The organism is Pseudomonas sp. NPDC089996 (assembly GCF_044748405.1).
Classification (GTDB): domain Bacteria; phylum Pseudomonadota; class Gammaproteobacteria; order Pseudomonadales; family Pseudomonadaceae; genus Aquipseudomonas.
Window position 1 is genome coordinate 12,765 of record NZ_JBIVGA010000001.1, and the last position, 26,480, is coordinate 39,244.

The 26,480-nt window shown below is 62.5% G+C and carries 23 protein-coding genes and 1 pseudogene; 11 read left to right on the forward strand and 13 right to left on the reverse strand.

Features of this window, described 5'->3' with window-relative positions; genetic code table 11:
- Positions 1-47 precede the first annotated feature (47 nt).
- Positions 48-449: a GFA family protein gene (locus tag ACIPW4_RS00065; RefSeq protein WP_400653800.1), complete on the reverse strand. Its 402-nt coding sequence runs from the start codon at positions 447-449 to the stop codon at positions 48-50.
- A gap of 266 nt (positions 450-715) precedes the next feature.
- Between ACIPW4_RS00065 and ACIPW4_RS00070 the strand changes: the two genes are divergently transcribed.
- The 9 genes from ACIPW4_RS00070 (at position 716) to ACIPW4_RS00110 (ending at position 10,931) form a co-directional block, all read left to right on the forward strand.
- Positions 716-2,023 carry a CitMHS family transporter gene (locus tag ACIPW4_RS00070; RefSeq protein WP_400653802.1) on the forward strand — a complete coding sequence of 436 codons (1,308 nt, stop codon included), beginning with the start codon at positions 716-718 and terminating at the stop codon, positions 2,021-2,023.
- Positions 2,024-2,093: 70 nt separating this feature from the next.
- On the forward strand, positions 2,094-2,864 hold the full coding sequence (locus ACIPW4_RS00075) for a TerC family protein (RefSeq protein ID WP_400653804.1): 771 nt from the start codon (positions 2,094-2,096) through the stop codon (positions 2,862-2,864).
- Between the two features lie 232 nt (positions 2,865-3,096).
- Complete coding sequence (locus ACIPW4_RS00080; RefSeq protein ID WP_400653806.1) at positions 3,097-4,755, forward strand: Na/Pi cotransporter family protein; 1,659 nt, start codon at positions 3,097-3,099, stop codon at positions 4,753-4,755.
- A gap of 29 nt (positions 4,756-4,784) precedes the next feature.
- Entirely contained in the window at positions 4,785-6,191 is a 1,407-nt protein-coding gene (locus tag ACIPW4_RS00085) for a M16 family metallopeptidase (RefSeq protein WP_400653808.1), read from the forward strand.
- 135 nt (positions 6,192-6,326) lie between these two features.
- Positions 6,327-7,349 carry a DUF5924 family protein gene (locus ACIPW4_RS00090; RefSeq protein ID WP_400653809.1) on the forward strand — a complete coding sequence of 341 codons (1,023 nt, stop codon included), beginning with the start codon at positions 6,327-6,329 and terminating at the stop codon, positions 7,347-7,349.
- Between the two features lie 80 nt (positions 7,350-7,429).
- Complete coding sequence (locus ACIPW4_RS00095; RefSeq protein ID WP_400653811.1) at positions 7,430-8,563, forward strand: ABC transporter permease; 1,134 nt, start codon at positions 7,430-7,432, stop codon at positions 8,561-8,563.
- Complete coding sequence (locus ACIPW4_RS00100) at positions 8,560-9,351, forward strand: ABC transporter ATP-binding protein (RefSeq protein ID WP_400653813.1); 792 nt, start codon at positions 8,560-8,562, stop codon at positions 9,349-9,351. The genes ACIPW4_RS00095 and ACIPW4_RS00100 overlap by 4 nt, the downstream gene beginning before the upstream one ends.
- Positions 9,352-9,354: 3 nt before the next feature.
- The gene (locus tag ACIPW4_RS00105) at positions 9,355-10,293 is read left to right on the forward strand and encodes an MlaD family protein (protein WP_400653815.1); all 939 of its coding nucleotides are present in this window, start codon (positions 9,355-9,357) and stop codon (positions 10,291-10,293) included.
- A complete protein-coding gene (locus ACIPW4_RS00110) occupies positions 10,290-10,931 on the forward strand; it encodes an ABC-type transport auxiliary lipoprotein family protein (protein ID WP_400653817.1) in 642 nt (213 codons plus the stop codon). Before ACIPW4_RS00105 ends, ACIPW4_RS00110 begins: the two co-directional genes overlap by 4 nt.
- On the opposite strand, the gene ACIPW4_RS00115 is transcribed toward ACIPW4_RS00110, so the two are convergent.
- The 6 genes from ACIPW4_RS00115 to ACIPW4_RS00140 form a co-directional block, all read right to left on the reverse strand.
- Positions 10,913-12,142, reverse strand: coding sequence for a nucleoside recognition domain-containing protein (locus tag ACIPW4_RS00115; RefSeq protein WP_110639527.1), 1,230 nt, complete (start codon positions 12,140-12,142; stop codon positions 10,913-10,915). The two genes, ACIPW4_RS00110 and ACIPW4_RS00115, sit on opposite strands and share 19 nt — an antisense overlap.
- Positions 12,143-12,412: 270 nt before the next feature.
- Positions 12,413-13,741: a glutamate/aspartate:proton symporter GltP gene (gene gltP / locus ACIPW4_RS00120; RefSeq protein ID WP_400653819.1), complete on the reverse strand. Its 1,329-nt coding sequence runs from the start codon at positions 13,739-13,741 to the stop codon at positions 12,413-12,415.
- Positions 13,742-14,471: 730 nt separating this feature from the next.
- Complete coding sequence (locus tag ACIPW4_RS00125; RefSeq protein WP_400653821.1) at positions 14,472-14,945, reverse strand: inhibitor of vertebrate lysozyme family protein; 474 nt, start codon at positions 14,943-14,945, stop codon at positions 14,472-14,474.
- 2 nt (positions 14,946-14,947) lie between these two features.
- Complete coding sequence (locus ACIPW4_RS00130) at positions 14,948-15,109, reverse strand: DUF1328 domain-containing protein (protein ID WP_003252966.1); 162 nt, start codon at positions 15,107-15,109, stop codon at positions 14,948-14,950.
- Positions 15,110-15,151: 42 nt separating this feature from the next.
- Positions 15,152-15,445, reverse strand: coding sequence for a hypothetical protein (locus tag ACIPW4_RS00135; RefSeq protein WP_400653823.1), 294 nt, complete (start codon positions 15,443-15,445; stop codon positions 15,152-15,154).
- A 177-nt stretch (positions 15,446-15,622) separates the two neighbouring features.
- On the reverse strand, positions 15,623-16,426 hold the full coding sequence (locus ACIPW4_RS00140; protein ID WP_400654595.1) for a BON domain-containing protein: 804 nt from the start codon (positions 16,424-16,426) through the stop codon (positions 15,623-15,625).
- A 227-nt stretch (positions 16,427-16,653) separates the two neighbouring features.
- Here ACIPW4_RS00140 and algB point away from each other — a divergent pair, with 227 nt between their 5' ends.
- Together algB and ACIPW4_RS00150 are read left to right on the forward strand one after the other, a co-directional pair.
- Positions 16,654-18,000, forward strand: coding sequence for a sigma-54-dependent response regulator transcription factor AlgB (gene algB / locus ACIPW4_RS00145; protein WP_400653825.1), 1,347 nt, complete (start codon positions 16,654-16,656; stop codon positions 17,998-18,000).
- Complete coding sequence (locus tag ACIPW4_RS00150) at positions 17,997-19,775, forward strand: KinB sensor domain-containing domain (RefSeq protein ID WP_400653827.1); 1,779 nt, start codon at positions 17,997-17,999, stop codon at positions 19,773-19,775. The genes algB and ACIPW4_RS00150 overlap by 4 nt, the downstream gene beginning before the upstream one ends.
- A gap of 12 nt (positions 19,776-19,787) precedes the next feature.
- Here ACIPW4_RS00150 and ACIPW4_RS00155 read toward each other — a convergent pair whose 3' ends face one another.
- The 6 genes and pseudogenes from ACIPW4_RS00155 to dsbA all read right to left on the reverse strand — a co-directional run bounded on the left by ACIPW4_RS00155 (position 19,788) and on the right by dsbA (position 26,397).
- Positions 19,788-21,407, reverse strand: a complete 1,620-nt coding sequence (locus ACIPW4_RS00155; RefSeq protein ID WP_400653829.1) for an EAL domain-containing protein — start codon at positions 21,405-21,407, stop codon at positions 19,788-19,790.
- Between the two features lie 82 nt (positions 21,408-21,489).
- Entirely contained in the window at positions 21,490-22,266 is a 777-nt protein-coding gene (locus ACIPW4_RS00160; protein ID WP_400653831.1) for an N-acetylmuramoyl-L-alanine amidase, read from the reverse strand.
- 87 nt (positions 22,267-22,353) lie between these two features.
- Positions 22,354-22,749, reverse strand: a complete 396-nt coding sequence (locus tag ACIPW4_RS00165; RefSeq protein WP_400653833.1) for a hypothetical protein — start codon at positions 22,747-22,749, stop codon at positions 22,354-22,356.
- A 95-nt stretch (positions 22,750-22,844) separates the two neighbouring features.
- Positions 22,845-24,797, reverse strand: a complete 1,953-nt coding sequence (locus tag ACIPW4_RS00170) for a diguanylate cyclase (RefSeq protein WP_400653835.1) — start codon at positions 24,795-24,797, stop codon at positions 22,845-22,847.
- A gap of 97 nt (positions 24,798-24,894) precedes the next feature.
- Positions 24,895-25,787, reverse strand: a pseudogene (locus ACIPW4_RS00175) (endonuclease/exonuclease/phosphatase family protein).
- On the reverse strand, positions 25,762-26,397 hold the full coding sequence (gene dsbA, locus ACIPW4_RS00180; protein WP_400653837.1) for a thiol:disulfide interchange protein DsbA: 636 nt from the start codon (positions 26,395-26,397) through the stop codon (positions 25,762-25,764). The pseudogene ACIPW4_RS00175 and the gene dsbA overlap by 26 nt, the downstream one beginning before the upstream one ends.
- Positions 26,398-26,480 lie beyond the last annotated feature (83 nt).

The following is a 26,480-nucleotide window of genomic DNA, read 5'->3' on the forward strand; positions in this document are numbered from 1 at the left end:
CTATTGCTGGGGCCGCAATGCGGCCCTTTCGCGACACAAGGCCGCTCCTACAGTTTTTCTTCTGATTCCTCAGGCAACCCTTGATCCAGATGCAACCAGGGCAAGCGGCTGCCAATCCAGATATGCCGCCTGGCCGGCACTCGCTCCGGGTGATCCAGCGTCGCCACCGTGACATCGATGCTGCCCGGGCTGTGCTCGGTCACCAGGGCCACATGCGCCCCGCATTCCCCACAGAAATACCGCTTGCAACTGGCCGGTGCCACATAGCACTGAGGCCTGCCTGCCATCCAGCGAAAGCCCGTGCGGGGCAGGGTGACCCAGGTCACCACCAACCCGCCGCTGACCCGCCGGCAGATCGAACAATGGCAATGGGCGACATCCGTCAGTTCACCCTGCAGCCGATAGCGCAAGGCGCCGCAATGGCAGCCACCCTCGGTTACATCCTGCATTACCTACCTCCCGTCGCCGTTTCATCGGCGAAAGCTGGCTGAAAGCTTGCCCCCCTAGGATAGCCCCCACTACCGGCACAAGACCGGTCAGCCAGGGCACCCGGAATTTTCCGCGCCCGGCCCATCAACAACAACAATGGTGATTCTGATGTCCCTCTGCGCCCGCCTTCATGTAGTCCCCCTCCAAATGCTCCCCGTGCAGCGCCACAAACGCTGATCCGCCCGAATAGCCATTTCTTTCGCCGCGCCACGCCTGGAGTACTGCCATGCTGACCTTCCTCGGCTTTGCCATGGTCATCACCTTCATGTACCTGATCATGACCAAGCGCCTGTCTGCCTTGATCGCACTGATCCTTGTACCCATCCTGTTCGCCCTGTTCGGCGGTTTCTCCGCCAAGATCGGCCCGATGATGCTCGAAGGCATCAGCAAGCTCGCACCCACCGGGGTGATGCTGATGTTCGCCATCCTCTACTTCGCCCTGATGATCGACTCCGGCCTGTTCGACCCGGCCGTGCGCAAGATCCTCAAGCTGGTAAAGGGCGACCCGCTGAAAGTCTCGGTCGGCACTGCGGTGCTGGCCCTGGTGGTCTCGCTCGACGGTGACGGCGCCACCACCTACATGATCTGCTGTGCCGCCATGCTGCCGCTGTACAGCCGGCTGGGCATGAGCCCGCGGATCATGGCCGGCCTGATCATCCTCGCCGGCGGGGTGATGAACATGACCCCATGGGGCGGCCCGACCGCCCGTGCCGCCAGCGCCCTGCACGTCGACCCGTCGGACATCTTCGTACCGATGATCCCGGCCATGGTGTTCGGCGTGCTGGCGATCCTCGCCATCGCCTATATGTACGGCAAGCGCGAACGTGCCCGCCTGGGTGAACTGCACCTGCCGACCGATGACATCGACCACAGCGAAATCAGCGTGTCGCAGTTCCCCGAAGCACGCCGCCCCAGGCTGATCTACTTCAACGGTGCCCTGACCGCCGCCCTGATGGTCGCGCTGATTGCCGGCGTGCTGCCGCTGCCTGTGCTGTTCATGATCGCTTTCAGCATCGCCATGATCGTCAACTACCCGTGCCTGCAGCAGCAGAAGGACCGCATCGCCGCCCACGCTGGCAGCGTACTGGCCGTGACCGGGTTGATCTTCGCCGCCGGCATCTTCACCGGTATCCTGTCGGGTACCGGCATGGTCGAAGCCATGTCCAAGAGCCTGCTGGCGGTCATCCCTGAGGCACTGGGCCCGTACCTGGCAGTGATCACGGCCATCGTGAGCATGCCGTTCACCTTCTTCATGTCCAACGACGCCTTCTACTACGGTGTGCTGCCGGTGCTGTCGGAAGCGGCCAGCCATTACGGCATCAGCCCGGTGGAAATGGCCCGGGCCTCGATCGTCGGGCAACCGGTGCACCTGCTCAGCCCGCTGGTGCCTTCTACCTACCTGCTGGTGGCGCTGGCCGGTATCGAGTTTGGCGATCACCAGCGCTTCACGCTCAAGTGGGCAGTGCTGGTATGCCTGTGCATAATGTTCGCCGCACTGCTGATGGGCATTTTCCCGCTATTCAGTAGTCTCTAATAAACACGCATCACCCAACGCGATGCGCCCATTCATGGGTGCATCGCCTTTATCGTTCGAAGGAATACACATGGAATGGCTGACCAGCCCGGAAATCTGGGTTGCCTTTTTCACCCTCACGGCGCTTGAAATCGTCCTCGGGATCGACAACATCATCATGATATCGATCCTGGTCAGCCGCATGCCCAAGCACATGCAGCCACGCACCCGGATCTTCGGCCTGGCGCTGGCCATGGTCACCCGCATCATGCTGCTGCTGTCGATCACCTGGGTCATGCGCCTCACTGCCGACCTGTTCGTAGTGTTCGGCCAGGGTATTTCCGGGCGTGACCTGATCCTGTTCTTCGGTGGCCTGTTCCTGCTCTGGAAAAGCTCGCAAGAGATCTACCACGGCCTGGAAGGCGAGGATGAGAGCCCCGACGAGCCCAAAGGCGCTGGCGGCAAGTTCCTCTACACCATCATTCAGATCGCCATCATCGACATCGTGTTCTCGCTGGACTCGGTGATCACTGCTGTCGGCATGGTTTCGCACGTACCGGTGATGATTGCCGCCATCGTCGTTGCGGTGCTGGTGATGATGCTCTGCGCCGGGGCCATCAGCAATTTCATCGACAAGCACCCTTCGCTGAAGATGCTCGCGCTTTCCTTCCTGATCGTCGTCGGTACCGTGCTGATCGCCGAGTCTTTCGACGTTCACGTGCCGAAGGGCTATGTCTACTTCGCCATGGCGTTCTCACTGGCCGTGGAAGCGATCAACATCAAGATGCGCACCGCCATGGCGCGCAAGAAAGGCAAGGAGCACGACCCGGTGAAACTGCGCAAGGACATTCCGGGTCAATAACCATCCGTACGCGCCTTCATAAAGGGTCCTTCGGGGCCCTTTTTCGTGTACAGGCTTTCAAGACAGAAACATTTCAAATGCTTTGCCGACCATGCCAAGCTGGCGCGAGGTCCGCAAAACAACTAAAGCTTGAGTAAGCACTGGATCAAGAAACCCACCCCCGGGCCAGGCTTACGGCTTCACCTATTTTGGCTCCGCCACTGGAGCCCGATAACAAAAGGGGGGCTCGACCATGTTGACCCTGCTGAACCTGCTTTCCGCCGTGACCCTGCTGGTGTGGGGCACGCATATCGTGCGTACCGGCATCCTGCGGGTATTCGGTTCCAACCTGCGCCGCGTGCTCAGCCAGAACATGAACAAGCGGCCCCTGGCCTTCATCGCCGGCATCGTGGTTACCGCCGTGGTGCAAAGCAGCAACGCCACCGCGATGTTGGTGACCTCTTTCGTCGGCCAGGGGCTGATGGCCATGACCCCGGCCCTGGCGATCATGCTTGGCGCCGACGTCGGTACAGCGCTGATGGCCCGGGTGCTGACCCTTGACCTGTCGTGGCTGTCGCCGCTGCTGGTGTTCCTCGGGGTGATCTTCTTCCTCTCGCGCAAACAGACGCGCGCTGGCCAGCTGGGCCGCGTGGCGATTGGCCTGGGCCTGATCATCCTGGCGCTGGAGCTGATCGTGCAGGCAGCGACGCCGATCACCCATGCGCAAGGGGTGAAAGTACTGTTCGCCTCATTGACCGGCGACATCCTCCTCGACGCCCTGGTCGGCGCACTGTTCGCCATGATCTCCTACTCCAGCCTGGCCGCCGTGCTGCTCACCGCCACCTTGGCCGGTGCTGAAGTGATCAGTCTGCCGGTAGCCATCGGCCTGGTGGTCGGCGCCAACATCGGCAGCGGCCTGCTGGCGTTCCTCAGCACCAGCATGCAAAACGCCTCCGGCCGTCGCGTGGCCCTGGGCAGCCTGCTGTACAAGTTGATCGGCCTGTTGCTGATCATCCCGGTGCTGCACCCACTGGTGGAGTGGATGGACAGCCTGAGCTTCAGCCCGCAGGAGCTGGTGATCGGCTTCCACCTGCTCTACAACACCCTACGCTGTCTGATCATGCTGCCAACGGTCAAACTCATGGGCCGCCTGTGCAACGCGCTGTTGCCCGAGCGCGAGAACGCCAACGGCCAGATACGCGCACGCCATCTGGACGCCTCGGCGCTGACAACACCCAGCCTGGCCCTGGCCAATGCCGCCCGCGAAACCCTGCGCCTGGGCGATATCGTCGACAGCCTGCTGGAAGCCATGCTTGGTGCCCTGCGTGGGACCCACACGGCAATGCCGCAGCAAGTTCGGGCGTTGAGCGAGGATGCCGAAGCACTTTACAGTGCGATCAAACTGTACCTGGCCCAGATGCCACGGGAAGACCTCAGCGACCAGGACAATCGGCGCTGGGCAGAAATCATCGAGCTGGCGATCAACCTGAAGCTGGCGGGCGATCTCATCGAACGCATGCTGCGCAAGGTGCAGCAGCAGAAAACCAGCCAGCGCCGGGAGTTCTCTCAGGTCGGCCTGGAGGAACTCACCGGGCTGCAGGAGCAGTTGCTGGCCAATCTGCGCCTGGGGCTGTCGGTATTCCTCAGCGCCGACCCGGAAAGCGCCCGCCTGCTGCTGCGTGAAAAACGCCGCTTCCGCGCCCAGGAACGGCGCCTGGCCCATGCGCACGTCAGCCGCCTGCAGCGCAAGGTGGTGCAAAGTATCGAGACGAGTTCGCTACACTTGGAACTGATCGCAGACATGAAGCGGTTGAACTCTTTGTTCTGCAGCAGTGCCTATGTGGTACTGGGCGGCTCGGACACCGGAGGGCTGTTGCTAGACAGCGTACCGGACGAAGCCCGCCTGCCCTGATCCGCACACCTGGAGACCGTCGCTCGCCCATGCGTTGCCTGATGTTCGTTTGCCTGCTGATCTGCAGCCTGCCCTCATTTGCCCTCGATCGCTCGCGGGTCGAGGGTTACCTGTTGCCCAATGGCCTGCAGGTGATCCTGAAAACCGGTTACGAACGCGACCATGTGGCGATCCGCCTGGTAGTCGGGGTTGGCCTGGACGACTTCGACTGCGAGCAGAAAGAGCTGCCGCACCTGCTTGAGCACCTGTTGTTCACCGGGGTCGACGGCACCGGCGAGGGCGGCCTGGAAGAGCGCCTGCAGAGCCTGGGTGGCGAGTGGAACGCCTACACCAGCAGCGCCGATACCACCTTCGTCATCGAGGCGCCAGCACGCAACCAGCGCAAGGTGCTCGACCTGTTGCTGGCGATCCTGCGCGACACCCGCATCGACGCCAAGGCCCTGGCCACGGCCAAGCGCATCATCGAACGCGAGGATGGTGGCCACTATGGCCACCTGCAGCGCTGGCTCGACCGCCAGGACATCGGCCACCCGGCCAGCGATCAGCTGGCCACCGAGCTGGGCCTCAAATGCCCCGAGCGCTCCAACGTCGACGACATGACCCTGGAGCAGGTCCAGGCCCTGCGTGATCGCTGGTACGCCGCCAACAACATGACCCTCATCGTGGTGGGTGGCCTGGATCGGCTGTTGCCAGCCTACCTGGAACGCACTTTTGGCGAACTGCCTGCCACCGAGCCGGAAGAGCGGCGCAACCTCGAAAGCATCAGCCAACAGGCCGAGCAGCGCCGCGACCTGACCCGTGGCCTGCTGGGCGACAGCGTCAAACTGCATTGGCTGTTCATCGAGCCGGTCCTGGACAGTGAACACCAGCAGACCCTCGACCTGCTGTCGCGCTACCTCGATTGGGCCATCTATGACCAGCTGCGCCTTCGCAACGGTCTGTCGTACGGGCCATCGGCGCAGCGCGAGAGTTTTGGCGACAGCGGTATGCTCAGCCTCAATGCCGACCTCGAACGCGAAGACATCGACAAGGCCGTCAAGGTGATGCAGGCGTTGTTCGACCACCTGCGCAAGGAGGGCCTCGACCCGGATACCTTCGCCCGCATCAAGGACGCCGCCGTGGCCAAGGAAAGCTGGAGCACCCAGGGCAACAGTGCGCTGGCCGATTATTACTGGGGGGCGCTGAATGATTACACCAATGGCCGCTTTGCCGACCCGGCGCGCAAGCTGCGCCAGGTGACGCTGGCAGAGGCCAACGCGGCGTTGAAGGACCTGCTCAAGGACGAGGGCTACTTGCGTATCGAGAAGCCATTTCTGGGGTACGACGAGCTTTATGGCCTGATCGCCTTGCTGCTGGGGCTGATTTTGGCGTTAGGGCTGTTGCGTTGGCGGCGGCACAAGCCCGAACGACCGAGTGGTGCTACACGGCAGCAGTGAATCGGCGGTATTCTTTTGCCAGTACCGGCCCTTTCGCGGGCAAGCCCGCTCCTACAGGAAATCGCGTCCCTCTGTAGGAGCGGGCTTGCCCGCGAAAGGGCCGGCACAGCCACCTAAAATTCCTGTTGCCGACCCATGCCCCCAATACCCCATTTCGTCCAGCGCGTCATCGAGCTGCTCAAACGCTACCCCGGCGTCATCGCACTCGGTGGTTTTCTCTCCGGTATCGGCAGCTTCATTCTGGTCGACCGCCAGGCCAGCCTGGCCAGCTGGATCGCCATCCTCATGCTGGTCAGCTGGGTCTGGCTGATGCTGGAAAACACCCTGACCGGCCTGTTCGCGCGCACCTTCAAGCGCGAGATCCCGCAGCCACTGCTGCGCTACGCGACGCAGATGATCCACCAGGAAAGCCTGTTCTTCGTCCTGCCGTTCTTCTTCATCACCACCACCTGGAACAGCGGCCAGCTGGTGTTCACCGGCCTGCTTGGCGCCGCCGGGCTGATTTCGATCATCGACCCGCTGTACTACAAGTGGCTGGCCCCTCGGCGCTGGCTGTTCCTCGCGCTGCACACCCTGACGCTGTTCGCCGCGCTGCTCACCGCGCTGCCGATCATCCTGCACCTGACCACCGCTCAGAGCTTCAAGCTGGCATTGATTGCCGCGATGGCGCTGTCGTTCCCAAGCCTGCTCAGCAGCTTCCCGGTCACGACCTGGCGCCGCGGCATGGCGCTGGTACTGGTTACCCTGGCAGTGGGCGGCAGTGGCTGGTTGCTGCGCTCCTGGGTGCCACCGGCAACGCTGTGGATGACGGACGTGGCGGTCAGCACCGAAGTGCTCAATCGCCAGCCCGGCAAATCGCTCGAAGAGATTGCCGCCAGTCGCATCCGCAGTGGTGGCCTGTACGCCTATACCGCGATCAACGCGCCACGTGGCCTGGACGAGCGCATCTACCATGTGTGGCAGAAAGACGGCAAGGAAGTCGACCGCATTGCCCTGGACATCCATGGCGGGCGCAAGGAAGGCTACCGCGCCTGGACCCACAAGCAGAACTTCCCACCCAACCCGGTGGGCAAGTGGCAGGTGCGGGTGCTGACCGAAGATGGCCAGGTGATCGGCGTGCTGCGCTTCAAGGTGGTAGAAGACGCGCCTGCGCCGTGAGGCTGGCGCACGACAGCACATATTCAACAAACCGCTCCATGCCCGCTGCGCTATGATCAGCCTCTAGCCAAGTCGGATGCATGGAGCTCATGACCAACCCCAGCGCCACCCTGGACACCAGCTGCCAGCCGGCCTGCCTGCGGATCGCCGGTGACTGGACCCTGGCCCACTACGCCAGCCTCAAGCGCGACAGCGAGCGCCTGCGCACGCAATATGGCGCCGACACCCCTGCCGACCTCAGCCAGCTGGGCCGCCTGGATACCGCCGGTGCCTCGCTGCTGGCCGAACTGCTGGGCTCCGAGCGCCTTGCGCACTGCACCAACGACCTGCCCGAAGCCAGCCGCGCCCTGCTCGAGAATGTCTACTGCTCGGTGCAGGACTACTGCATCCCGATCAAGCAGCCCGAGCGCAACGTCCTGCTGGTGCTGCTGGAACGTATCGGTTGCGCAGTCGGCACACTGTGGCAGGACACCCTGCAGCTGCTCGGCTTCATTGGCCTGATCATCGAGACCCTGCTGCGCCGCCTGCTCCAACCTCACCGCTGGCGCGTCACCCCGGTGGTCGCGCACATCGAGCAGACCGGGCTGGACGCTGCTCCCATCGTCGCCTTGCTGACTTTCCTGGTCGGCGCGGTGGTGGCCTTCCTCGGCGCCACCGTGCTGGCTGCTTTTGGTGCAACGATCTTCACCGTCGACCTGGTGGCATTCTCGTTCCTGCGTGAATTTGCCGTGCTGCTGACGGCCATTCTCATGGCCGGGCGCACCGCCAGCGCCTTCACCGCGCAGATCGGCTCGATGAAGGCCAATGAAGAGATCGACGCCATCCGCACCCTGGGCCTCAACCCGATCGAGCTGCTGGTGGTGCCGCGGGTACTGGCACTGCTGATCTCGTTGCCGTTGCTGACCTTCGTCGCGATGATCTGCGGCATCGTCGGCGGTGCGGTGGTCTGCGCCCTGTCACTGGGCATCTCGCCGGCAATGTTCCTCTCGCTGCTGCAAACCGACATCGGCGTACAGCACTTTTTGGTCGGCCTGGCCAAGGCGCCGATCTTTGCCTTCCTCATCGCCGCCATCGGCTGCCTCGAAGGCTTCAAGGTCAGCGGCAGTGCTGAATCGGTCGGCGCCCACACCACCTCCAGCGTGGTGCAATCGATTTTCGTGGTCATCGTGCTGGATGCGGTGGCGGCACTGTTCTGCATGGAGATGGGCTGGTGAGTGGCCGGGAAGCGGTGATCGAAGCGCGGGGCATCTGCAACCGCTTTGGCAGTCAGGTGGTGCACCAAGACCTTGACCTGGACCTGTACCGCGGCGAAATCCTCGCAGTGGTGGGCGGATCGGGTAGCGGCAAATCGGTGTTGCTGCGCAGCATCATTGGCCTGCGGCGGCCCGAGGAGGGGCAGATCAAGGTGTTCGGCGAAGACCTGGCCGGATTGCGCGAAGAACAGCGTTCGCTGATCGAACGCCGCTTTGGCGTGCTGTTTCAGAAAGGCGCGCTGTTTTCGTCACTGACCATCACCGAAAACGTCGCGCTGCCATTGATCGAGCATGCCGGCCTGTCGCGCGTCGATGCCGAGCACCTGGCGGGGGTCAAACTCGCCCTGGCCGGCCTGCCGATTTCCGCCGCCGACAAATACCCCTCGTCGCTCTCTGGCGGCATGATCAAGCGTGCAGCCCTGGCTCGCGCCCTGGCGCTGGACCCGGACATCCTGTTCCTCGACGAACCCACCGCCGGCCTCGACCCGATCGGCGCCGCTGCCTTCGACCAGCTGATACTGACCCTGCGCGATGCCCTGGGCCTGAGCGTGTTCCTGATCACCCACGACCTCGACACCCTCTACACCATCACCGACCGCATCGCCGTGTTGTCGCAGAAGAAAGTCCTGGTCGCCGGCCCATTGGCCGAGGTCGAACAGACCAATGACCCCTGGATACACGAATACTTTCATGGCCCTCGCGGGCGCGCGGCCGAACACGCCGCCGCCAGCGCCGGGCAGGAGCGCTGAACGATGGAAACCCGAGCTCATCACGTCCTGATTGGCCTGGTCACCGTGCTGGTGGTGGCTGGCGCCATGCTGTTCGGCCTGTGGCTGACCAAGTCCAGCGTCGACGACGCCTTCAAGGACTACGAAGTGGTCTTCAACGAAGCAGTTTCTGGTCTGTCGCGGGGCAGCCCGGTGCAGTACAACGGCATCAAGGTCGGCGATGTCACCAGCCTGCGTCTGGACCCGAAAGACCCGCGCCGGGTGCTGGCCCGGGTACGCCTGAGCGGCGATACACCGGTCAAGGAAGACACCCAGGCCAAACTGACCCTGGCTGGGGTCACCGGCAACTCGTTCATCCAGCTCAGCGGCGGCACGCCGCAAAGTCCGGAGCTCAGGGGCAAGGACGGCAAGCTGGCGGTGATCGTCGCCTCGCCTTCACCGATCTCGCGTCTGCTCAACGACAGCAGTGACCTGGTGACCAACATCAACCTGCTGCTGCACAACGCCACGCAGATGTTCTCGGACAGCAACATCGAGCACCTGAGCAATACCCTGGCCAACCTCGACAAGACTACCGGTGCCTTCGCCAACCAGAACGGCGGCATCAGCGAGGCGATCTCCCAGCTGGCCCAGGTCGGCAAGCAGGCCAACGCCACACTGGCCGAAACCCAGGCGCTGATGCGCAACGCCAACGGCCTGCTTGGCGCGCAGGGCAAACAGGCCATCGGCAGCGCAGAGCAGGCCATGCAGTCGTTGGCCGAAAGCGCCGCGACCCTCAACAGCCTGCTGCAGGACAACCGCCAGTCCATCGATGACGGCGCCCAAGGGCTCAACCAGCTGACCCCGGCCATCCGCGAGCTGCGCGAAACTCTCAATTCGCTCAAGGGCATATCACGGCGCCTGGAAGCCGACCCGAGCGGCTATCTGCTTGGCCGCGACAACAACAAGGAGTTCCAGCCATGACCCCATCGCTGCGCCTGCTGGCCTTGGCGGCCACCTTGAGCCTGGCCAGCGCCTGCTCGATCCTGCCGCAGAGCGAGCCTGTGGATATCTACCGCCTGCCGGTCAACCAGACCAGCCACGGCAGCCAGCCGGTGGACTGGTCACTGCGCCTGAACAAGCCGCTGGCCAGCGAAGTGCTGGCCGGGCCACGCATCGCCGTCATACCCCAAGGGGATGTGATCAGCAGCTACAAGGGCGCCCGCTGGAGCGACCCGGCCCCGCTGCTGGTGCGCAACCGGCTGCTCGATGGCTTTCAGCGCGATGGGCGGGTGCAGCGGTTGAGCGCTGACGACAGCAACCTGCAGGCCGATTACGAGCTGAGCGGCGAGCTGCAGGCGTTCCAGAGCGAGTATCAGCCAGGCGGCAAGGTGGAAGTGGTGATCCGCTACGACGCACGCCTGGTGCAAGGCCGCAGCCAGCGCATCCTCACCAGCAAGCGCTTCGAAGTGCGCCAGCCACTGGCAGACACCCAGGTGTCAGCCGTGGTCGCCGGTTTCGGCGCGGCCAGCGATCAGCTGGCCGCGCAGGTGGTGAACTGGACCGTGGCGCAAAGCGCACTTGCTCAGACTCGGGCTCAGACTCAGGCAAAGAACCAATAGCAGACGCAGATGGCCGCGATGACACCCGACAGCTCGGCCAGCAACGCGCAGCCGACAGCGTGGCGCACACGCTGGATGCCGACCGCGCCGAAATACACCGCCACCACGTAGAAGGTGGTTTCGGTGCTGCCCTGAATGGTCGCTGCCACCAAGGCCGGGAAGCTGTCGACGCCGTGGGTCTGCATAGTTTCGATCAGCATGGCCCGCGCCGCGCTGCCGGAGAACGGCTTGACCAGTGCGGTGGGCAGGCCCTCGACGAAGCGGGTATCCAGGCCCATCCAGTTGACCGCGTGGCGGATGCCGTCCAGGGCCAGTTCGAGTGCGCCTGAAGCCCGCAACACGCCCACCGCGACCAGCATCGCCACCAGGTAGGGCAGCAGGCTCTTGGCCACATCGAAACCTTCCTTGGCACCCTCGACGAAGGTTTCATACACCTGTACCCGCTTCAACGCGCCGATCACCAGGAACAGGATGATCACCCCGAACAACGTCAGGTTGCCGAGGATCGACGACAGGCTGGCCAGCGCAGCGGCCGACAGGGTACCCAGGAAGGCCATGAAGCCACCCAACAGCAGTGCACCGGGGATCAGGTAGGCGAGCACCACCGGGTCCCAGAGGCGCAGGCGCTGCATCACGGCCACCGACAGCAGCCCGACCAGGGTCGAGGCACTGGTCGCCAGCAGGATCGGCAGGAACACCAGGGTAGGGTCGGTGGCGCCTTGCTGGGCGCGGTACATGAAGATGGTCACCGGCAGCAGGGTCAGCGACGAGGCATTGAGCACCAGGAACAGGATCTGCGCATTACTGGCCGTGGTGCTGCTCGGGTTGAGCTCCTGCAGCGCTCGCATGGCCTTCAGGCCGATCGGCGTGGCGGCGTTGTCCAGGCCCAGGCCGTTGGCGGCGAAGTTCATGGTGATCAGGCCCAGGGCCGGGTGGCCGGGTGGCACTTCCGGCATCAGGCGGGCGAACAGCGGCCCCAGCACCTTGGCCAGCCATTCGACGATGCCGGCCTTTTCGGCGATCTTCAGGAAGCCCAGCCACAGGGTCAGGGTGCCGAACAGCAGGACCATGACCTCTACCGACAGCTTGGCCATGGCGAAGATGCTCTCGACCATCGCGGCGAAGATGCCGGCGTTGCCACCGACCAGCCACTGGGCCAGGGCGGAGACGGCCGCCACCAGGAAAAAGCCGAGCCAAAGGCCGTTGAGCATCCGTGTGTTCCCCCTCGAAAATGCCCGAATGATAGCGTATCGAAGCCCGCCACTGGCGACCGAGATTCCCTGTAGGAGCGGCCTTGTGTCGCGAAAGGGTCGCGAAGCGGCCCCGGCAATTTCTGCTTCGAAGCTGAAAGTCTGGGGCCGCTGCGCGACCCTTTCGCGACACAAGGCCGCTCCTACAAGGGGTCGCAAATAGCTTGGGGATTACCCACAAACAACAAAAAGCCCCGACGAGTCGGGGCTTTCCGGTTCAGCGCATTAGTCTCAGCGCTTGGCGGCTTCGCCTACCAATGCCGCTTTCTGCTTGTCCGCCATCAGCGAGGCATAGTACTGCTCGCCCTTGGCGGCGTCGTACATGCCTTCCCAACGGGCAATCACCAGGGCTGCCAGGGCGTTACCGATCACGTTCAAGGCGGTACGGGCCATGTCCATGATGCGGTCGACACCGGCGATGAAGGCCAGGCCTTCCAGTGGGATGCCCACGCTGCCCAGGGTGGCCAGCAGCACCACGAAGGACACGCCCGGTACGCCCGCGATGCCTTTGGAGGTGACCATCAGGGTCAACACCAGCAGCAGCTGCTGGCTCCAGGACAGGTCGATGCCATACAGCTGGGCGATGAAGATGGCCGCGATGCTCTGGTACAGGGTCGAGCCGTCGAGGTTGAACGAGTAGCCGGTCGGTACCACGAACGAGCAGATCGACTTCGGTGCACCGTACTTCTCCATCTTCTCGATCACGCGCGGCAGCACGGTTTCGGAGCTGGAGGTGGAGTAGGCGAGGATCAGCTCATCTTTCATGATGCGCATGATCTTGATGACCGAGAAGCCGAACAGTCGCGCTACCAGGCCCAGCACCATGAATGCGAAGAAGGCGATGGCGAAGTACACCAGCAGCACCAGCTTGGCCAACGGCAGCAGCGAACTGAAACCGAAGTTGGCAACGGTCACGGCAATCAGGGCGAACACACCGATCGGGGCGTAGTTCATGATCATGTGGGTGACCTTGAACATGGTTTCCGACACGGCCTGGAAGGTACGTACCAGTGGCTCGCGCAGGTCGGCCTGCAGGCTCGACAGGCCGAGGCCGAACATCACCGAGAAGAAGATGATCGGCAGCATTTCGCCACGCATCAGCGCTGCGAAAATGTTCGACGGAATCAGGTTGAGCAGAGTCTCGATGAACGCGTGTTCATGCTGCACCTCGGCCGCGGTGGCCTGGTACTTGGAGATGTCGACGGTACCCAGGGTACTCATGTCGATGCCGGCGCCCGGGTGGAACAGGTTGGCCAACACCAGGCCGACAACGATGGCGATGGTGGTCACCACCTCGAAGTAGAGGATGGTCTTCAGGCCGATGCTGCCCAGTTTCTTCGCATCGCCAACCCCGGCGATACCCACGATCAGCGACGAAATCACGATCGGGACGACGATCATCTTGATCAGGCGAATGAAGATGTCACCGGCGGGCTGGAGGACGTTGCTGATCCACCAGGCCTTTTCCGCGCTGAAGTGGTTCAGTAGCGCGCCGACTGCAACGCCCAGGACCAGACCGATGACGATCTGCCAGGCGAGGCTCAGTTTTGCCTTCTTCATGTCTTTACCCTTTGTTCTAGTGGTCACGGGTGCCGACCGGAAAAGCGCGTAACAGAGCCGTTGGCAACGTCACGGGGAGCTTTTGGCTTCCGTCCGGAGACCTCGTGTAAGGACACCGCGAGCGAGCGACACCGCGCTCGGGCCAGCGAAAAAGGCGGCAACTATTGCGATGGGGAAGGCTGAAATCTAATGCCGGAAACGCATACCCCATGCCGATCCGGCATGGGCAAGGATGCCAGAATACGCCGCATGTAAGTCATTGATTTCTAACGTTCGGAAAACCGAACAAGACCAAACCGCCATATTTCGGCAGTTTTGTCGGACTACAGGTAGGGGGTAAAAACGGCTTGTTCGACAATCCGAATGGCCGAAATGACACGTGCAAGGCACCTTTGACGACCGAAAAAAACTTGATGTACGGTCACTACAAAATGTGTCTTGCAGGTCGATTCCTGAAAGGAATCAGCAAATGAGGACATGGCGCCTCGGAAGCCAGGCCTGGTTCAGGTGTTTGTCAGACACGCCTGACCTGAAACTTCCGATTCTGCCTTTTCCTGACCCGGCCCAATACTGGAGGTACTCCCTGTACCCCTAGGCCACTCCGATCCTGCAACAATCAGAACAGCCCGGCCCCCTGGTCATGCGCCGCCCCTCCTCGAGGCGGCGCATCATAGAAGCGAGAAAGATAGAAAGGTTCCGCTTCTATTGCATGACAGCGCGCGACCGCTGGTCAGTACCAATTCGGGTCGCGCTTGAGTTGCTCCTGCAACATCGCCTTCATGCCGTCGTCCGGCTCACCCAGCCAGCGATACTGCGCATGGCGGGTCGGCGACTTGTCCTTGGGCAAACCCTCGGGTACTTCCACGAGCATGCCGTAGGCATCGTCCTTGTCCCAGCTGAACGCCACGATCAAGCGCTTGTAAGTGCAGTTCTGCGCCGACTCGCACAGCGGGCCGACCAGGTACTTGTCGCCGTCTTCAGTAACGGCAGACATCTGCTCCTGACCGGTTCCACTGAGGTTGATCACCCAGTCGGGCAAGCGTTCCTCGCCCTTGATCGTGTCCTGCCAGGTTTCCCGGTATTCGGGGTCCGAGCCGAGCAACTGCTCGACCCGGACTTGACCGTCATTGGCCGCCAGCGCCGCCGTGCTGCCGCCCCACATAAGGGCTGCAGCCGCCAGGGCTGTACAAAGCTTCCTGCTCATCTTCAACCTCGACCACGTCCAAAGAAGAAGGAGGCTACGAACAGGACCAGGAAGACAATGAACAGGATCTTCGCGATACCCGTAGCGGCGCCAGCGATACCACCGAAGCCCAGCACAGCGGCGACAATGGCGATGATGAGGAAAGTGATAGCCCAACTCAGCATGATGCTTCTCCTTTCTTTTTTGAAATCGGTTCACCCGGTGTCTCAGAACACCCAACGCTGTTGAGGAGCGACGGTATCCACAGTGGCCGGGGAGGTGTTGGCGGCAGGCCGCTGCCCAACCGGTTCGGCGGCTTTCACCAGGGTGTTGGCGCGGGTTGCCTGAATCTGCGACAGCAGCGCGGTTTGCGCTGCCACCTGATCGGCCAGGCGCGCGGTCTGCCAGCTGTAGTAAAAGAGGCCAGCGGCCAAGGTCAGCAGCAACGACATGCCAAGGATCAGGAACTGACGTACGGGCAGTGCGGCATTCAGCGAGCGGTTGACGGATGGGCGGTTCATGCCGGCTTCTCCTGCTGTAATTTTTCTGTTCAAACCTGAACAAGTAATTGCAGCCTGCATGCCAGCCCATCAAATCAATTAAAATCCATATAAATCAATGAGTTAGAGATATGTCTCGCGTTCATCGGGGACGTATCCTGCACGATACCCCTCTCTGCGTCGTGCGAATTGCACGACTCAGCCCTCGACCTTGGTCGCCACTTTGAGCAGGTCGGCGTCAACTCCCCGGACTCCGATGATCTGCCGTGCGATATCCACGGCAATGGACTTCTGCTCGCTGCTGACCACCTCGCCCGTAAGCCGGACCATGCCGTGGTCACTGGTCACCTTGATGTTCAGCACGTCCAGATTGCGGCTGAAGCGGAAACTGTTCTCAATCTTGTCGACCACCCAGCTGTCGCTCGGCTGGGGGCCACTGGGCACATCCACCGGGGTCTCCCGTGCCTTGGCCATGGCTGCCGTATCCAGGCTGACCAGGTTGTTCACCAGATGCACGCCGTCTGTAGTACGCGCCACCACACCGGCCAGTTCCTTCGCCTCGGCGCTGTCGACCTTGCCACGCAGGGTCACCACGCCTTCATTGCTTTGCACCTCGATAGCTGCTTTTTCCGTGATTTTGCTCCACAGCAAACGGGCGCGTATCACGGCTGCCAAGGTCGCATCCTCCAGGCGCTGGGCATAAGCGCGCAGCTCCAGCGGGCGCTCGACCAGTTCGGCATTGACCCGCAACTGGTTGTCGACCTGCTCGATACCCCGCGTGGCCAGCGCCACATGCTCGGCCAACTGCCGTTCCACGTCGTTCTCCACTTCACCCGACAGCCGTGCCCGCGGGCCTTCGACTGCGACCTCGATACGGAACGGGTTGAGCATGCGGTTGAGGCTCAGCGCCGTTTGCACCGAGCCCTCTAGTCGGGCGTCGTGAGCAGGGTCGGCAGAAGCAGGTGTGCAAACGGACAGCAAGGTGGCCGCCAACACGGTCATTCGAATGAGAGGGGACACGGGGTACCTCCTTTTAGTTGGCAAAAGCTGAAAATCGTCGCAACCAATGTGCCAGCGTGTTGCTCTAAGAAAATCATCGAGATATCCGGCTTCACGGCACGATTTGGCCATTGGCTAGCATGCAAAGGACAGAATCCTTCACAATTGACCGTGCAACTTGCCCGATTTTTCCCACACTAATTAAAGATCTACCCGAAGGAGCACAGGAAATGGAATCAGCCCAGGACAACCAAGGCCGCATTCTGCTGGTGGATGACGAGTCTGCGATCCTGCGCACCTTCCGCTACTGCCTGGAGGACGAAGGTTACAGTGTCGCCACGGCCAACAGTGCCGCGCAGGCTGACGCCTTGCTGCAGCGCCAGGTGTTTGACTTGTGCTTCCTCGACTTGCGTCTGGGCGAGGATAACGGCCTCGACGTACTGGCGCAGATGCGCATTCAAGCACCGTGGATGCGCGTGGTGATCGTCACCGCGCATTCGGCGATCGATACCGCTGTCGATGCCATCCAGGCTGGCGCCGCCGATTATCTGGTCAAACCCTGCAGCCCCGACCAGCTGCGCCTGGCCACCGCCAAGCAGCTTGAAGTCCGCCAGCTCTCGGCGCGCCTGGAAGCCCTCGAAGGTGAAGTGCGCAAGCCCAAGGACGGCCTCGACTCGCACAGCCCGGCGATGATGGCCGTGCTGGAAACTGCCCGCCAAGTGGCGACCACCGATGCCAACATCCTCATCCTCGGCGAGTCGGGTACCGGCAAGGGCGAACTGGCCCGTGCCATCCACGGCTGGAGCAAGCGGGCGCGCAAGGCCTGTGTGACCATCAACTGTCCCTCGCTGAATGCCGAGCTGATGGAGAGCGAACTGTTCGGCCATACCCGCGGCGCTTTCACCGGCGCCAGTGAAAGCACGCTGGGCCGCGTCAACCAGGCGGACGGCGGCACGCTGTTTCTCGATGAAATCGGCGATTTCCCGCTGACCTTGCAACCCAAGCTGCTGCGCTTCATCCAGGATAAGGAATACGAGCGGGTAGGCGACCCGGTCACCCGCCGCGCCGATGTGCGCATCCTCGCGGCGACCAACCTCAACCTTGACGACATGGTGCGCGAGAACCGCTTCCGCGAAGACCTTCTGTACCGCCTAAACGTCATTACCCTGCACCTGCCGCCGCTACGTGAGCGCAGCGAGGACATCCTGACCCTGGCCGACCGCTTCCTGGCCCGCTTCGTCAAGGAATACTCCCGCCCGGCCCGTGGCTTCAGTGACGAAGCGCGCAGCGCGCTGCTCAACTATCGTTGGCCAGGCAACATCCGCGAACTGCGCAACGTGATCGAACGCGCCAGCATCATCTGCCCGCAAGAGCGCGTCGAGATCAGCCACCTTGGCATGGGCGAGCAGCCCACCGGCAATGCGCCTCGGGTAGGGGCGGCCATGAGCCTTGATGAACTGGAGCGCGCGCACATCGGCGCAGTGCTGGCAGCCAGCGATACCCTTGATCAGGCCGCCAAGACCCTCGGCATCGACGCGTCGACCCTTTACCGCAAGCGCAAGCAGTACAACCTATGAAGCTGCCCATGAAGCTGCGCACCCGGCTCTTTCTCAGCATCTCGGCCTTGGTGACCGTAGCCCTGTTGGGCCTGTTGCTGGGATTGGTGAGCGTGTTGCAGATGGCCACGGTGCAGCAACAGTCGGTGCGTGAAACCACCCAGGCGCTGGAAGTGGGCCTGAAGCTGCGGCAGAACCTCGGCGAGCAACTGACCCTGCTACTGGACGAGGGTACCGCTGCGGACAACCTGAAGGCGCTGCAGGACAACTTCCAGGCGCTACTCAACGACGGTTTGGCGCAAAGCGGCGAGCGCAGCGGTTTCAGCAAGGCCAGCAGCAACTACCAGGCGTTTCTGCAGGCTTACCGCGACAGCCCGGCACCCGCCCGCAGCATGGGCGCGGAACAACCATTGGGCGCTGCATTCAACCAAGTACGCAGTGACCTGATCGATTCGCACAAGCAAGCCCTCGAGCACATCACCCGAAGCGGAGAGCACACCCGTGATCAGGCCTTGCTGGTCAGCGGCGTGCTGGGCCTGATGGGGCTGGTGGTGCTGGTACTCGGTTTCGTCACTGCACACAATATCGCCCGCCGCTTCGGCCAGCCGATCGAGGCCTTGGCCAAGGCTGCCGACCAGCTCGGCCAAGGTGATTTCGAAATCACCTTGCCGGTCACTCAAGCCATCGAGCTCAACCAGCTGACCCGCCGCTTCGGGTTGATGGCCGACGCCATGCGCAAGCACCAGGCCACCAATGTCGATGAACTGCTGGCCGGCCAGCAGCGACTGCAAGCGGTACTCGACAGCATCGATGACGGTTTGCTGATCATCGACCGTCAGGGGCAGCTGGAGCATCTCAACCCGGTTGCCCAGCGGCAGCTGGGCTGGAACAGCAGCCGTGTCGGCAGCAGCCTGGCCGAAGCCCTGCAGCGTCCAGAGCTGGAACAACAACTGCGCCAGGTGCTGCGTGGTGGCAGTCTGGATCGCCCACCTGACGACCTGAGCATCGAGGTCGATGAAGAATCTCGCCTGCTGACCTACAGCCTGACGCCGGTCAGCCATCCGCAAGGGCCGATTCTGGGTGCGGTGATGGTGTTGCACGATGTCACCGAGCAACGAGCCTTCGAGCGCGTCCGCAGCGAATTCGTGCTACGTGCCTCGCATGAATTGCGCACCCCCGTGACGGGCATGCACATGGCATTCGGCTTGCTGCGCGAGCGGCTGAAATTCCCGCCCGAGGCTCGCGAAAGCGATCTGCTGGAGACCATCGGCGAGGAAATGCAGCGCCTGACCCAGCTGATCAACGACCTGCTCAACTTCTCGCGCTACCAGAGCGGCTTGCAGAAGCTCGAACTCGCCCCGTGTGCCATCGACGAATTGCTGGAAAAGGCGCAAGCACGTTTCAGCGAACAGGCAGCCAGCAAACAGATCGAACTGATCAAAGCCCTGGAGCCACCATTGCCACGCATCCAGGCCGACGTGGCGCAACTCGACCGGGTGCTGGACAACCTGCTGCACAACGCCATTCGCCATACCGCCAGCGGCGGGCGCATCCGCCTGCACGCACGGCGACACGCGGAGCGAGTGATCATCAGTGTCGAGGACAATGGTGAAGGCATCGCCTACGGTCAGCAGGGGCGGATCTTCGAACCGTTCGTGCAGGTGGGGCGCAAGAAAGGTGGCGCCGGGTTGGGGCTGGCGCTGTGCAAGGAGATCGTGCAATTGCATGGGGGACGCATGGGCGTTTTTTCCCGGCCAGGGCAGGGCACACAGTTTTACATGGCCCTTCCTGCCTAAGCTTGCCCGCCGTCAGGGCTCATCATCGATCCGTGCCCGCCGTGGCTGCCGGCCGCGGGTGACCAGTTCGGCAAACTGCCGGGCATTGAGCGGGTGGGCAAACAGCCAGCCCTGCCCGTAGTTCACCCCCTCGCTGTTGAGCAGCACCGCCTGCGCCTCGCATTCGATGCCCTCGGCTATCACCCGCAGATGCAGGTCGTGGGCCATGCGAATGATATGCGGTGCCACACCGCTGCTGGCGGCGTCATGCCCAAGGGCATCGATGAACGCCTTGTCGATCTTCAGGCAATCCACTGGCAAGGTCTGCAGGTAGGCCAGGCTGCAATAGCCTGTGCCGAAATCGTCGATCAGCACCTGGTGCCCAACCGCTCGCAGTGCCTGCAGGTTATCCCGCGCCACCACCACATCGATCAGGCCACGTTCAGTGACTTCGAAGGCGATCTGGCTGGCGGCGACGCGGTGCAGCGCCAGCAACCGCGCCGCCACCCGGCCGATACGCGGCACCATCACATCGCACGCCGCCAGGTTGACCGAGATGTACAGGTTCCGATGCGAACGCAATAACTGGCCTAATTGCTCCAGCACGCGCTGCAGCACGAAATCGGTGATCTGACGGATCTGCCCGGTATTTTCCGCCAGGGGGATGAATAAATCCGGGCTGGTCAGCGAACCGTCCGGGCGACGCCAGCGCACCAAGGCCTCGGCACCGACACAGCGGCGGCTGTCGAGCTCGATGATCGGCTGATACAGCACCTGCAGCTCGCCCCGGCGCAGGGCATTCTGCAGTTCGGAACTCATCGAGCGCCGCTGCAGGATCAGCTGCAGCACCAGCCAGCCGATGCAGCAGGCGGCCAGCACACTGCCCGGGAACAGCAGCCAGAGCATGCCGTTCATGCGCAACGGCAAGCTGGCGCGCGGCGCGATCAGCACCAGCTGGTAATCCGGCGACTTGGTCGGCATGCGATAGATCAGACGATCACGCAGTTCGAACAAGGACTTCTGACTGGCAGGCGGCCAGCCGCTTGTTGGCGGCCAGGCCTGTGGCGGGCCCAGTACCGGAATTGCGCGGGTACCGTTATCCAGCACCACCAGCAAGCTGCCGCCCGGTGGCAGGTCGACCACGTCGGTCAGGTGCCCGCGTGAAGTAGACACCAGGAAATTACCCCGGGCGAGCATCAACGCGGCGAGGTTTTCGTTGGGTTCGGTGGTGGTATTGAGCCAATAGCTGTAGGTAGGGCCCTGGATATCCGGGGCTCGGGTTGGCACGAAGGCCCTTGCACCGCCGCGGTTGGAGCAGGCGACATTGGCATCCACATAAGCTGCTTCATAGATGAAGCGTGAACCCAGGCCGACCTGCTGCAACACCGAAATCATCGCCGGGCTGCAGCCGCGCAGCGACTGCGCCTGCAATTCGTCCACGCCCTCACGCAGTTGGCCGAACACTTGCTCCAGGCGGTCGAGAAAGCGCTCGCCCTGGGCATTCATCTGCGCGCTCTCGCTCTCCTTCATCTGCTGCAGCGCGATACCGATGCTGGCGGTCAGCAAAACGGCGGCGCTGGCCAATGCTGCCAGGGAGGCCAGCATCCAGGGGCGGTAAAAAAATTGGCGCAACGCAGAAATCAGGGCAGACATGGGCAGCATCCAGTTGATTAACAAGGTATAGCAACTGGAATGAGAATCGGCGCTGCCGTTTGGCGCCCGGATATCATTCGCCCTAGCGCATGCGGTTGAGCACCGACAGGATGGCCGCAGTCTGCGCGTCCGGCATGCCATCGAAACGCTGAGGACGGAAGCGCATCTGGAAGGCGGCGATGACGTGCCGCGTGGTTACATCGAGCTGCCCCGTCTGCTCGAGGGCATAGCCAAAGCGCGCCAGCTCCTGCTGGTACCAGCCGACGGTCGGCGGGTTGACGTTGAAGTAGGCCTGCTGGCGGGCCACGGCATTAGGCTCGGGCCAGACCCCGAGGCCTGCATCTGCCAGGCGCTTCCAGGGGAACAACGGGCCAGGGTCGAGCTTGCGCGACGGGGCAATGTCGCTGTGACCGATGATGTGCCGCGGCTCGATGTTGTTGCGCTTGACGATGTCCTTGAGCAAAGCGATCAAGGACTGGATCTGCGCTTCGCTATAGGGGTACCAGACGCGACCATTGGCGGTCTCGTCGAACCCCGGGTTGACGATTTCGATGCCGATGGAGCTTGAGTTCAGCCAGGTGCGCCCCTGCCACTGACTGTCGCCGGCATGCCAGGCGCGGCGATTCTCGTCGACCAGCTGGTAGACCGTGGCCGGGCCGTCGCCGATCAGGTAATGGGCACTGACTTCGCCATGGGTCAGCAACGCCAGCGAACGCTCGAGCGAGGCGTTGGTGTAATGCAGGACGACAAACTGGATACGGTTGTCCTGGTTGGCGGAAGGGTGGCTGCGGTCGATGCGCAGGCCGGTCGAGCAACCGGCAAGAATCAGAAGCAACAGCCCGGCAAAAAACGTTTTCATGGCAGAGGAGCACATAGTCAGAGTCAATGGCGACAGCGCTACAGTATAACGTGCTCCTCCGGTTTAGGTGTTTCTACCGCCGGAATGTCAACGGCTGCACATCACCAGGAACTCCAGCGAGTTGTCACCGCTCGCCCCCAAGTGGTCGACCAGTTGGGTCATCACATTGACCGTCTCGGCCAAAGGTTTTCCAATCACCTTCGCCTGACCATGCAATTGCCGCTCATAAGTGCTGACATCGATCGGCGAAACGCTGCAAAAGCCCGGGTCCTTGTGCACGATTCGCGTGTTCAGCTTCAGCTTGTACTGGCTGAAGTAATTCTCCTGCGGCTGGTGGTCGACTTCGGTGATCCACTGCGGCAACTGTCTGAGCACCTTGCCATCCGCCGACACATGGGCCGTCATCAGGTCTTCATTGGCAAAGGCGGCGCTCTGGAAAGCCGCGCTCAAGGCGAGCATCATGAGCCCTTTACTCATCTTCATCTTTCTACTCCGGTCTGGTCGACTTTGCCGGCCTGAATATCAGGTAGGCGGGGCGTCATTGTCAGAATCAGACAGGGCTTGGATGGGGTATCTATTTACGCTGACAGCACGCGGTTTCTGCCTTGATCCTTTGCGCGGTACAACGCAGCATCGGCGCGCTTTAGCACCTGATCGCCACGTTCACCAGAGCGGAAGGCGCTCAAGCCGATGGATGTGGTGATGACCACGCGTTGCCCCTTGAAATGGAACGGGCAGGCCTCGATCGCCGCACGTAGCGCTTCGGCAACCTGGGCAGCGGCTGCAGGGGACGTCTGCGGCAACAACAGCACGAACTCTTCGCCGCCAAACCGGGCGATGAAATCACGTGCGCGCAGGCGCTTGCGCAGCTGGTCGGCAACGATCTTCAGCACTTTGTCGCCGGCCAGGTGGCCGTAACTGTCATTGATGCGCTTGAAGTGGTCGAGGTCGAGGATGGCCATGGCCAGGTGGCCGCCGTTCTCCTGCCAGTCAAGCATTTCGCGCTCGACCTGCTCGGTCCAGGCTGCGCGATTGGGCAAGCCCGTCAGCGGGTCGATCAATGCCTTCTGCCGCTGTTCCTCCAGGTGTTCACGATAACCCAGCGCTTCCTGCTCCATGCTGGCGACCCGCTCGGCCAGGCCCTGCAGGCGTCCGGCAAGCTCCTGCTCGCGGCGGTCACGCTCATGCTGGTGCTCGTCCATGGTGCCAAGCAGTGTTTCCAGGCGGTTTTCCAGGATGTGCTTGAGGCTGTCCACATCCACCGCGCCCTGCACGCTGCTTTGCAGGCCATCGACCTGTTCGCGCAGCTGGCTGTCCAACTCGCGCGCGGCGGAGCTGTTGTCGGCATGGCCAGCGCTGGCCTCGTGCAGGTGGCTCTGGAAGCTGTCGAGGCGCTCGTTGAGCTGCTGCAGGTAAGTCTCGAATTCGTGCTGTCCGCTGTCGGTGATCGCCAGCATGAGCACGGCCAAGTCGTCGAGCACCGGGATCAGTTCGTACCAGTTCAGCCCGCGTGCCACCCGTTCGCGCATTTCCAGGGCCTGAGCCTTGTGGCGTTCCGGCAGGCTGAGGTCATCAAGCAGGCCGATCAGCGTCTGCTCGATGTGCGCGGCGACCTGGCTGTAAGGCGGCTCTACCGCATCGGGAAGGGCGTACGGGCCGTCTTCAGCGAAGACTGCCTCAAGTGTCGCCAGCGCCGGGGCTTCCAGCTGCTCAGGCTGCTCCTGCACTTCGGCAGGCTCGTCGGCCTGCGGCTCAGGTTCGGGTTGAGCGACCACCACCTGTTCGACACCCTGAGACGGTGCAAGCACCTCCGGCACGGCTGCATCTACAGCCTGCTCAGCTTCAGGTTCAGGGACTGGCGCAGCTTCTGGCAGAGGCTGCAGTTCGTCGACATCACGCGGCGGCAAATCCACCAGCACAGGCCCATCCGGCTGTGACAGGACTGCGGTCGGAGCAATCTCGGGCTGATCTTGAATGGCCTGAACGGCTTCAGGCTGAGGCTCGCCAGAGTGATTCCCGAACAGACGTTGCAGCAAGCCAGGCCTGGCCTCGTCATCCGCCTTGCCGAGGGCAGAAAGGGCACGGCCCTGCAAACCACTGAGCTCACCCAGCAAAGGCGGCAGTTCACGTGACTGGGCGACACCACCATCGAGCTTCTTCGCCAGTTTTTTCAAAGGCCGGGCAACGTCACCGGGCAACGGTAAACCCTGAAGCTGGGTAACCAGCGCATTCAGGGCATCACTGACCTGGTTCATGCGGGTTTCCCGGCGCTGCTCGGAATCCAGTACGGCCTTCTCCAGACGCGGGATCAGCCCGGCAAGGCCGGCATCCATGTTGTCGCTGCGGATGACCTCGCGCATTTCCTTCATGCACTGGTCGACGGCCTTGTCACTGCCTTCGGCCGCCAGAGTACTGCGCACCAGGCCACGACGCAGCAGGTCAAGTCGCGCGTCCCAGCGACGCTCAAGCTTTTCCTGCTGTTCGATGCTTTTCAGGTATTTTTCTTTCCAGCGCTCGGCTTCTTCGGTCATGCCTGGATCCGCGACGGGTAATGCAACTGTGGGCGGTTGATTAAACGCTGTCGGCGCGCCCCTCGAAGACTTGAGGGCTTGCCGCGCTTCAGCTGATCTAGCTCAAGATCGGCAGCGTATCCACAGTCAGTGCATCAGGCAATCGGATCTCTACCGCGACCGGAAGATGGTCGGAAATCGGCTGCGCCAGCACCTCGACCCGCTCCAGGGTCAGGCTCGGGCTGAGCAGGATATGGTCCAGGCAGCGCTGCGGGCGCCAGCTGGGGAAGGTGGCTTCGACCTGGGGGGCGATCAGGCCCAGATCACGCAGGGGCGAGTGATCGAGCAGGTCCTTGGCATGGGTATTCATGTCGCCCATGAGCACCTGATGGCGATAGCCGCCAATCAGCTCACGGATATAAGCCAGTTGCAGGGCGCGCGTCTTGGCACCCAGGGCCAGGTGCATCATGACCACGATCAGCGCATCCTCACCCTCGCCAAAGCGCACCAGGATCGCACCTCGGCCGGCCGGGCCAGGCAGTGGGTGATCTTCGAGCAGTTGCGGCTTCAGGCGGCTGAGCACGCCATTGCTGTGCTGGGCAAAGCGCCCGAGGTTGCGATTGAGCTGCTGGTACCAGTAAGGGAAGGAGCCCAGCTGGGCCAGGTGCTCCACCTGGTTGACGTAACCTGAACGCAGGCTGCCGCCATCGGCCTCCTGCAAGGCCACCAGGTCGAAATCATTGAGCAACTGGCCGATTTTCTGCAGGTTGCCGGCCCGCCCGGTGTGCGGCAGCAAGTGCTGCCAGCTGCGGGTCAAGTAGTGCCGGTAGCGCTCGGTGCTGATGCCGACCTGGATGTTGAAACTGAGCAGCCGCAAGCGACCATCCTCGGGCAGGCCGGGGGCCTGCAAGTGATGCTCGTTGACCTGCGGCTGGTGCAGGCCGATGCCACGCGCGGTTCTGATGCGGCGCATGGGGTTCGCCGCTTACTTAGCGGCGCGCTCCTTGGCAATCAGCTGGTCGGCGACGTTCAGCACGCCGTCCGGCCCGCCAGCGGTACCCAGGTCGAAGCGGTACTTGCCGTTGACCACCATGCTCGGAACGCCGGTGATTTCGTACTTCTTCGCCAGTTCCTTGGCCTGGTTGACCTGGCCCTTGATGGCGAACGAGTTGAAGGTGGCGAGGAACTTGTCCTTGTCGACGCCCTGGGTGGCGAGGAAATCGGCCATGTCCTGAGGATCGGTCAGGCGCTTTTTCTGGTTCTGGATGGCATCGAAGACTGCGGCATGAACCTTGTGCTCGACGCCCATGGCTTCGAGGGTCAGGAACATCTGGCCGTGGGCGTCCCACGGGCCGCCGAACATGGCAGGCACGCGCTTGAAGTTGACATCCTTGGGCAGCTTGTCGACCCATGGGTTGATGGTCGGCTCGAAGTGGTAGCAGTGAGGGCAGCCGTACCAGAACAGCTCGACCACTTCGATCTTGCCTGGTTGGGATACCGGAACAGGGTTGCTCAGCTCGATGTATTCCTTGCCGGCGGTTGCAGGCTCCGCAGCCTGGACGGCAGTCATCCCGAAGACGCTGGCAGCGACCAGCGCGGCGCTGAGAATCAGTTTACGCATGCTTTACTCCTGAGCATTCATTGGTCGCCTCGACGCGACCAGTACTGTGACCGGTGGCGAAGGGCCCGAGTTCTGTAGTGTAA